General features: G+C 67.6%; 7 protein-coding genes. 2 read left to right on the plus strand and 5 right to left on the minus strand.

Going from position 1 to position 7,815, the window contains the following annotated elements:
• Nucleotides 1–81: 81 nt before the first annotated feature.
• The gene (gene murJ, locus ACLFQI_RS09575) at nucleotides 82–1,626 is read right to left on the minus strand and encodes a murein biosynthesis integral membrane protein MurJ (RefSeq protein ID WP_410758834.1); all 1,545 of its coding nucleotides are present in this window, start codon (nucleotides 1,624–1,626) and stop codon (nucleotides 82–84) included.
• Between the two features lie 276 nt (nucleotides 1,627–1,902).
• Between murJ and rpsT the strand changes: the two genes are divergently transcribed.
• Together rpsT and ACLFQI_RS09585 are read left to right on the plus strand one after the other, a co-directional pair.
• The gene (gene rpsT / locus ACLFQI_RS09580; RefSeq protein ID WP_410758836.1) at nucleotides 1,903–2,166 is read left to right on the plus strand and encodes a 30S ribosomal protein S20; all 264 of its coding nucleotides are present in this window, start codon (nucleotides 1,903–1,905) and stop codon (nucleotides 2,164–2,166) included.
• Nucleotides 2,167–2,286: 120 nt separating this feature from the next.
• The gene (locus ACLFQI_RS09585) at nucleotides 2,287–3,366 is read left to right on the plus strand and encodes a hypothetical protein (RefSeq protein WP_410758838.1); all 1,080 of its coding nucleotides are present in this window, start codon (nucleotides 2,287–2,289) and stop codon (nucleotides 3,364–3,366) included.
• Between the two features lie 148 nt (nucleotides 3,367–3,514).
• On the opposite strand, the gene parC is transcribed toward ACLFQI_RS09585, so the two are convergent.
• The 4 genes from parC to nusB form a co-directional block, all read right to left on the minus strand.
• Nucleotides 3,515–5,764 (minus strand): DNA topoisomerase IV subunit A, encoded by a 2,250-nt coding sequence (gene parC, locus ACLFQI_RS09590; RefSeq protein WP_410758840.1) that lies wholly within the window; start codon nucleotides 5,762–5,764, stop codon nucleotides 3,515–3,517.
• A gap of 121 nt (nucleotides 5,765–5,885) precedes the next feature.
• On the minus strand, nucleotides 5,886–6,419 hold the full coding sequence (locus ACLFQI_RS09595) for a phosphatidylglycerophosphatase A (RefSeq protein ID WP_410758842.1): 534 nt from the start codon (nucleotides 6,417–6,419) through the stop codon (nucleotides 5,886–5,888).
• A 61-nt stretch (nucleotides 6,420–6,480) separates the two neighbouring features.
• Nucleotides 6,481–7,452 (minus strand): thiamine-phosphate kinase, encoded by a 972-nt coding sequence (gene thiL / locus ACLFQI_RS09600; RefSeq protein WP_410758844.1) that lies wholly within the window; start codon nucleotides 7,450–7,452, stop codon nucleotides 6,481–6,483.
• A gap of 84 nt (nucleotides 7,453–7,536) precedes the next feature.
• Nucleotides 7,537–7,815 (minus strand): transcription antitermination factor NusB (gene nusB, locus ACLFQI_RS09605; protein WP_410758846.1); only part of this gene is annotated, 279 nt, incomplete at its 5' end.

Genomic DNA, 7,815 nt, shown 5'->3' on the forward strand with positions numbered 1-7,815 from the left:
GATGACCAATGCTCGCGCCGGTCGCGGGGTGTCTTCGGGCACCCGTGAATGCCGACCGTGGCGATGATGAAGGCACCGGCATCAGGCCGCCGGATTCATCCGGAGCAGATGTCGCGGCCGAATGCCGAATGCCAGCGCAAGCAGCAGATAGCTCAACCCACCGATCAGGATCAGCCCGCTCAGGCGCATCAGGCGCTCGCCAAAATCCCAGACGGTCCAAAACGGCGTCGGCCCGCTCAGCCACCAGAGCGCGAGGCCCATCGCAAGGCTGGCCAGCAGACCCTTGGCGAGCAGCAGCCACCAGCCGGGCAGGGGCCGATAGATGCCCTGCTTGAGCAGCACGATGAACAGGAGCAGCGCGTTGACGCTGGCGGCGATGATGGTCGCCAGCGCCAGCCCGGCATGGCCGAGCGGAAACATCAGGATCAGGTTGAAGACGATGTTGGTCAGCATCGCGACCACGGCGATCCTGACCGGCGTCTTCATATCCTGGCGGCTGTAGAAGCCGGGGGCCAGAACCTTGACCCCCAGAAACGCCATCAGCCCGAGCGAATAGGCCATCAGGCTGCGCTCGGCCATGAGGACATCGTAGGCGGTGAATTCACCGGAATAGAACAGGGTCGCGATCATCGGGCCGGAGAGCACGAACAGCCCGACCGCCGCCGGCAGCCCGAGCAGCAGCACCCAGCGCAGGGCCCAGTCCAGGGTCTGGGAAAAGGCCTCGGGGGATTGCGCCGCATGCTGGCGCGAGAGCTTGGGCAGGATCACGGTGCCGAGCGCGACACCGAGGATGCCGAGCGGGAACTCCATCAGCCGATCGGAATAATAGAGCCAGGAGATGCTGCCGGTGGCCAGGAAAGACGCCAGCAGGGTATCGATGAGCAGGCTGATCTGGGTGACCGAGACCCCGAACAGGGCTGGAATCATCAACCGCACGATGCGACGCACGCCGGCGTCGCGCGGGCTGAGCCGGGGCCGGGGCAGCAATCGCAGCCGATGCAGGAAGGGCAGTTGGAACAGCAACTGCGCGATGCCGGCGATCAGCACCCCCCAGGCCAGCGCCATGATCGGTCGTTCCATTCGCGGCGCCAGCCAGAGCGCACAGCCGATCAGCGATAGATTCAGCAGCACCGGCGTGAAGGCCGGCACGCCGAAGCGGTCGTAGGTATTGAGGATGCCGCCAGCGAGCGCGGTCAGCGAGATGAACAGCAGATACGGGAAGGTCAGCCGCAGCATGTCGCTGGCCAGCAGCTGCTTGTTCGGATCGTCGGCGAAGCCGGGCGCGAAGATCAGCACCAGGATCGGCGCGCCGAGCACGCCAAGCGCGGTGATCGCCACCAGGATGGCCCCGAGGGTGCCGGCGACATCGTCGACGAAGCGCTTCAGGGCCGCAAAGCCGCGTTGGGTCTTGTACTCGTTGAGCACCGGCACGAAGGCCATCGAGAAGGCGCCCTCGGCGAACAACCGGCGCATGAAGTTCGGGATCTTGAAGGCGACGAAGAAGGCATCGGTGCCGGCATCGGCGCCGAACAGACGGGCAATGATGAGATCCCGCACGAAGCCGAGGATGCGCGAGAGCAGGGTATTGCTCCCGACCTTGGCGATGGACGCGGCCAGCGATGCCATGGGTGCTGCCTTCTTGAGGACGCGCGAGCGCGCAATGCTTGAGCCAAAGAGGCGCGATTATAGGGGATCGCACGCGCGCTGCGGATCGGCTCTGCGGCCGATCGGCAAGCAAACCCAGGACATCCGGTTAGGCGAGCCGATGCGAAACGGCCTGCGGCTCGCTGCGGATGGTCGCATCCGAGGATTGACAACGACTCGCCTTGCGAGCGATCATAGCCGGCTAGGCGTGTGAACGCCAACGAATCTATCCGATCCGCCAAGCCTAGGAGATCACTCTTGGCCAACACCGTACAAGCCCGCAAGCGCGCCCGCCAGGCAGAGCGTCATCGCCAGCGCAACGCCGCCCAACGCAGTACCCTGCGTACCGCGATGAAGAAGGTTCTGAAGGCTGCCGCCGCTGGCGACCATGCCAGCGCCGCCGATGCCTACAAGAAGGCCGTCCCGGTCATCGACCGCGCTGCCGGCAAGGGGCTGATCCATGCCCACAAGGCGGCTCGCCATAAATCGCGGCTGAATGCCCGCGTCAAGGCGCTCGCCTGATCGAGCCTCCGCTCCAGCGCGGCCATCCCTTCGCTGAGCGGCCGCCACCGGCGGCCGGCGAAGTGTCCAAACCCTTGCTGCGCTGCTGCCACCTGCTCAGCGAGCGTCTCGAGGCCTGACGTGCCTCACCTGTTCGTCGCCGTGACCGCCCATGGCTACGGCCATCTGGCCCAGGTCGCGCCGGTCGTCAGCGAGCTGAAGCGCCGTCTCCCGGATCTTCGCATCAGTCTGCAAGGCAACATCGCCCCTGCCTTCGCCAACGCCCGCTTGCCGGCGGGCTATCGCCATATCCCCTCCGCGGCCGATGTGCCGCTGCCGATGGACGGCCCATTGACGACGCGCTGGGCCGACGGGCTGGCGGACTATCTGGCCTTCGACCTCGACTACCCGGCGCATCGGGCACGACAGCGTCGGCTGTTCGAGCAGACGCGCCCGGATCTGGTGCTCGCCGACATCCCCTGGCTGCCGCTCGATGTCGCCCGCTCGATGGGCATTGCCTGCGCCGGACTCTGCTCGTTGAGCTGGTACGACATCCTGATCGAGAGCCCGGTTGGCGATCGGCTACCGACAGCCTTCGCGCAGCGAATGCAGCGCGCTTACAGTGGCGCGGACCTCTTCTTGCGGCCCACGCCCTCGATGCCGATGCGCTGGTTGCCGAACGGGCGCGATATCGGGCCGATCGCGCAGCCGCGCCGGCGCGATCCGCTGCGCTTGCGCGAGCGTGTCGGGCGCCCCGCCACGGAGTCCCTGGTGCTGATGCAGTTCGGTGGCACCGGCCATTTGCGGCTCGGCGGCGCTTCGCGACTGATGGACGGCGTGCATCTGCTGAGTCCGAATGCCGATGCCGCGCGCGGGCGCGATGACCTGACGCCGATCGAGACCGCAGGCGGCACGGTGCTTGAGGTGCTCGCGAGCTGTGACGCGCTGATCACCAAGCCCGGTTACGGGACCTTCGCCGAGGCCGCCTGCAACGGTATCCCGGTACTGTCGGTTGAGCGCCGCGATTGGCCGGAGAGCCGCTGGTTGGTCGACTGGCTCGCCGAGCAGGTGCCGCTGCGCGAGGTCAGCGCAAGCGACTTCGCCGCCGCTGGGATTCGCGAGCCGTTGGCTGAGCTGCTCGCCGAGGGCATCGCCGAGCCCGTTGCGCCGACTGGCGTCGCCGAGGCCGCCGACCTCTTGCTCGATCTGCTTGCACGATGAACTGCTGACCCAGCTCGCGCGTGACGGGCGAGGGCCCTGGGGCGCGCGATCATCGCGTCGTGTGCCTTGACTCGCGGACAAGCTGGACCTGTAGACACGGGACTCGTCGGCGCGTTTGGCGCGCCGATCAGGCCCACACGCGACCGCGCTAGGCTATCTGCATCGCGTCCACGCGCTGCAGGCCCTTTGGCAGCAGCAAGCCCCGGCGACCACGCTCGGCTCGGTAGTGTTCCAGATCGGCCGGCTTCAAGGTCAGGTGCCGCTTGCCGCAGTGGATGTTCAGGCTCGCATTGGCCGGCAGCGCACAGAGTGCCGCGACCACCTCCTCGCGCGCCTTCAGCCGCGCACTCGGGATGCCAATCAGCTTATTGCCCTTGCCGCGCGTCAGCTCCGGCAGCTCGGCGGCGGCGAAGACCAGCAGATGACCGGTGCTGGTCGCGATCGCGATCCGCGCATCCGGCTCGTTCGGCAGCGACACCGGCGGCAGCACGCGCGCGCCGTCCGGCAGCGTCAGCACCGCCTTGCCGCCACGCGGTTTCGCGATCAGGGCCTCGAGCGTGCAGAGAAAACCATAGCCTGCGTCGGAGGCCAGCAGCAGGCGCTGCGCCGGGTCGCCACCGAGCAGTGCGACGAAGCTCGCCCCCTTCGGCGGATCGAGCCGCCCGGTCAGCGGCTCGCCCTGACCGCGCGCCGAGGGCAGCGAATGCGCCGGCAGCGAATAGCTGCGCCCGCTGCTGTCGAGGAACACCGCCGGCTGGTTGCTGCGCAGTCGAGCCGCCGCGAGGAACCGATCCCCGGCCTTGTACGAGAGCGTTGCGCCATCGAGTTCATGGCCCTTGCCCTGACGCACCCAGCCCTTCTCCGAGAGCACCACGGTGACCGCTTCGCTCGGCGACAGTTCGGATTCGTTCAGCGCCGCCGCCAACGGTCGCTCGGTCAGCGGCGAGCGACGCTCGTCGCCGTACTGCTTGGCGTCCCGCTTGATCTCGTCGATGAGCAGATCGCGCAGCTTGGTCTCGTCGCCGAGGATCGCCTGGATGCCATCGCGCTCCTTGGCCAGCGCATCCTGCTCGGCGCGGATCTTCATCTCCTCGAGCCGCGCGAGCTGGCGCAGCCGGGTATTGAGCACATACTCGGCCTGCACCTCGGAGAGGCCGAAGTGGGCGATCAGCACCGGCTTGGGCTCGTCCTCGCTGCGGATGATGCGGATCACCTCGTCGATATTGAGGAAGGCGATCAGCAGGCCGTCGAGCAGATGCAGTCGTTCCAACACCTTGTCGAGCCGGTGCTGCAAGCGGCGCCGCACGGTGCTGCGCCGATAGTCCAGCCATTCGGACAGGATCTCGCGCAGGTTCATCACGCGCGGCCGGCCGTTGAGTGCGATCAGGTTCATGTTGACCCGATAGCCGCGTTCGAGATCGGTGGTCGCGAACAGATGCGACATCAGCCGCTCGACATCGACCCGGTTCGAGCGTGGCACCAGCACCAGCCGGGTCGGGCATTCGTGATCGGACTCGTCGCGCAGATCCTCGAGCATCGGCAGCTTCTTCGCCTGCATCTGCGCGGCGATCTGCTCCATCACCCGGCTGCCGGAGACCTGATAGGGCAGGGCGGTGACGACGATATCGCCCTGTTCCAGCTCATAGCGGGCGCGCTGCTTGACCGAACCGTGGCCGCTCTCGTACATCCGTCGCAGCTCGGCCGGCGGCGTGATGATCTCGGCGGCGGTCGGGAAGTCCGGCCCGGGGATGTGGCGCATCAGCGCATCGAGGTCGGCGTGCGGATGCTTGAGCAGGTGGATACAGGCGCGCGCGACCTCGCGCAGGTTGTGCGACGGAATATCGGTGGCCATGCCGACGGCGATGCCGCTGGCACCGTTCAGCAGCAGATTCGGCAGCCGCGCCGGCAGCGTCTTCGGCTCTTCCAGGGTGCCGTCGAAATTCGGCTGCCAGTCGACCGTGCCCTGCGCGACCTCGGCCAGCAGCACCTCGGCATAGGGCGTCAGGCGCGACTCGGTGTAGCGCATCGCCGCGAACGACTTGGGATCGTCCGGCGAGCCCCAGTTGCCCTGACCGTCGATCAGCGGATAGCGATAGCTGAACGCTTGCGCCATCAGCACCATCGCCTCGTAGCAGGCGCTGTCGCCGTGCGGATGGAACTTGCCGAGCACGTCGCCGACGGTGCGCGCGGACTTCTTGAACTTGGCCGTCGCCGTCAACCCGAGATCGGACATCGCATAGAGGATGCGCCGCTGCACCGGCTTGAGTCCGTCGCCGATGTGCGGCAAGGCCCGGTCCAGGATCACGTACATCGAGTAATCCAGGTAGGCCTTTTCGCTGAACAGATGCAGCGGCAGGCGCTCGAGACCCTCGGCGCTATAGAGTGGGTTATCGCTCATGCAATGAGGGTGGCGATCGGCGACAGCGGGCGGTTGCCGAGCGCCACTAGCGGCTGTTTGGTGACCGCTGGAGCGGGCCTAGGGCTGCGCTGGGGCGGCAAGGGAGGGGACAAAACGCGCATCAGTGCGCGATCGTCGCCACGCCGTGGCCGAGCGAGGCGCTGACGATCATCGCCATGACCGTCAGTATCACCCAGGTCATGGCGCCGGCGATCAGGTCGTCGACGATGATGCCGACGCCGCCAGTGAAGCGCTTCTCGGCCCAACTCACCGGCCAGGGCTTGTAGATATCGAACAGGCGGAACAACAGGAAGCCCATGATGATCCAGGCCAGGCTGACCACTGGTGCGGCGGCCATCGCCACCAGGAAACCGACGATCTCGTCCCAGACGATCGCGGGTGGATCCTCCTGGCCGAGTTCGGTGGCGACCTTGTCGCAGGCCCAGATGCCGACGCCGATCAGCGCCGCGACGGCGAGCAGGTAGACCAGCCCCGGCAGGTTGGCGAGCAGCAGATAGATCGGGATCGCGACCAGGGTGCCCATGGTGCCCGGCGCCTTCGGCGAGAGGCCGGCGCCGAAGCCATAGGCGATCAGGTGCTCGGGACGGCTGGGCTGAAAGGTCGGGGTGAGTTCAGCGTCGGAGGTCGTGCTCATCGGTTGTCTCCTTAAAGAAGGTTGAAAGGCGTTGACAGAAGAATCGGCGGCTTGGGGGCCATTATCCGGCGGGCGTTGCCTGGGCCGCAAAGTGATCGTAGCCGAGCGGTTCGCGGTGCCATCGATGGCCGTCGGCGGTCATCCAGCGCAGCCCAGGGCAGGCCTCGATCTCGCCGATCTGGGTCAGCGGACAACCGGCGGCGGCGGCGAGCACCTTCAGCTCGCCGATGTGCGTCGGTGGCAGGGTGAAGCAGAGTTCATAGTCATCGCCGGCACTGAGCGGCAGCGTCCAGTCGTTGTCGGCGGCAACCTCGCCGGCGACCTGATCGGCGAGCGGCAGCCGGTCGAGTTCGATGCGCGCGCCGCAGGCCGAGGCGCTGAGGATATGCCCGAGGTCCGAGGCCAGGCCGTCGGAGAGATCGATGGCGGCGGTGGCGACGCCGCGCAGCACTTCGCCAAGGGCCACGCGCGGTGTCGGGCGCTCGAGGCGCTGGCGCAGGTAGTCGCCGAGCGGCTCGCCGCGCTGCAGATGACGCAGCGCGAGTCCGGCGTCGCCGAGCGCGCCGCTGACGCAGACCAGATCGCCGGGTTGCGCACCGGCGCGGCGCAGCGCATGGCCCTGGGGCACCAGCCCGTGCACCTGCACGGAAATCGTCAGCGGGCCGCGGGTCAGGTCACCGCCGACCAGACGCACGTCTTCCGCGCGCGCCAGCTCGGCGAAGCCGCGCGCGAAGGCGGCCAGCCAGGCCTCGTCGGCGGTCGGCAGGGTCAGGGCGAGGGTCGCCCAGGCCGGCTCGGCGCCGATCGCCGCGAGATCGCTGAGACCGACCGCGAGCGACTTGTGACCAAGCCCCCCGGGATCGGTCTCGGGCAGGAAATGCACGCCGGCGACCAGGGTGTCGATGCTCAGCGCGAGTTCGCGGTCGGCCGGTACCCTGAGCAGGGCGCAGTCGTCGCCGACATCGAGCAGGACATCGTCGCGCGCCGCGCCGAGGCCGGTGAGGTGGCGCTGGATAAGCTCGAATTCGGACATCGCGATGGTCCTCTTGGCAATGCGCCGGGCGCGGTTAGATCGGAGGGTGAGATCGGCGTGACAGCGGATGCTTAAACCGGGCCGTTATACTCGAGTCTTGCGGGCCAACTCATCGGCGCGGGCCGTGCGCGCGACCCGGTCCAGCACCGCGTTCACATAGCGATGGCCCTGCTCGGCACCGAAGGCCTTGGCCAGCTCGACGGCCTCGTTGATGACCACGCGCACCGGCAATTCCGGGCTGAACAACAGCTCGTAGGTGCCGATGCGCAGGATATTGCGCTCGACCGGATCGAGGCTCTGCAACGAGCGATCGAGATTGCCGCGCAGGGCGTCGTCGATCTCGTCGGCCTTGTCCGGCACGCC

Origin of the sequence: Halochromatium sp. (genome assembly GCF_046541315.1) — a bacterium.
Lineage (GTDB): Bacteria > Pseudomonadota > Gammaproteobacteria > Chromatiales > Chromatiaceae > Lamprobacter.

Excerpts from the sequence above, each read along its gene's own strand:
- murJ (WP_410758834.1), bottom strand. The coding sequence starts at position 1,626 with ATGGCATCGCTGGCCGCGTCCATCGCCAAGGTCGGGAGCAATACCCTG.
- parC (WP_410758840.1), bottom strand. The coding sequence starts at position 5,764 with ATGAGCGATAACCCACTCTATAGCGCCGAGGGTCTCGAGCGCCTGCCG.
- ACLFQI_RS09595 (WP_410758842.1), bottom strand. The coding sequence starts at position 6,419 with ATGAGCACGACCTCCGACGCTGAACTCACCCCGACCTTTCAGCCCAGC.
- thiL (WP_410758844.1), bottom strand. The coding sequence starts at position 7,452 with ATGTCCGAATTCGAGCTTATCCAGCGCCACCTCACCGGCCTCGGCGCG.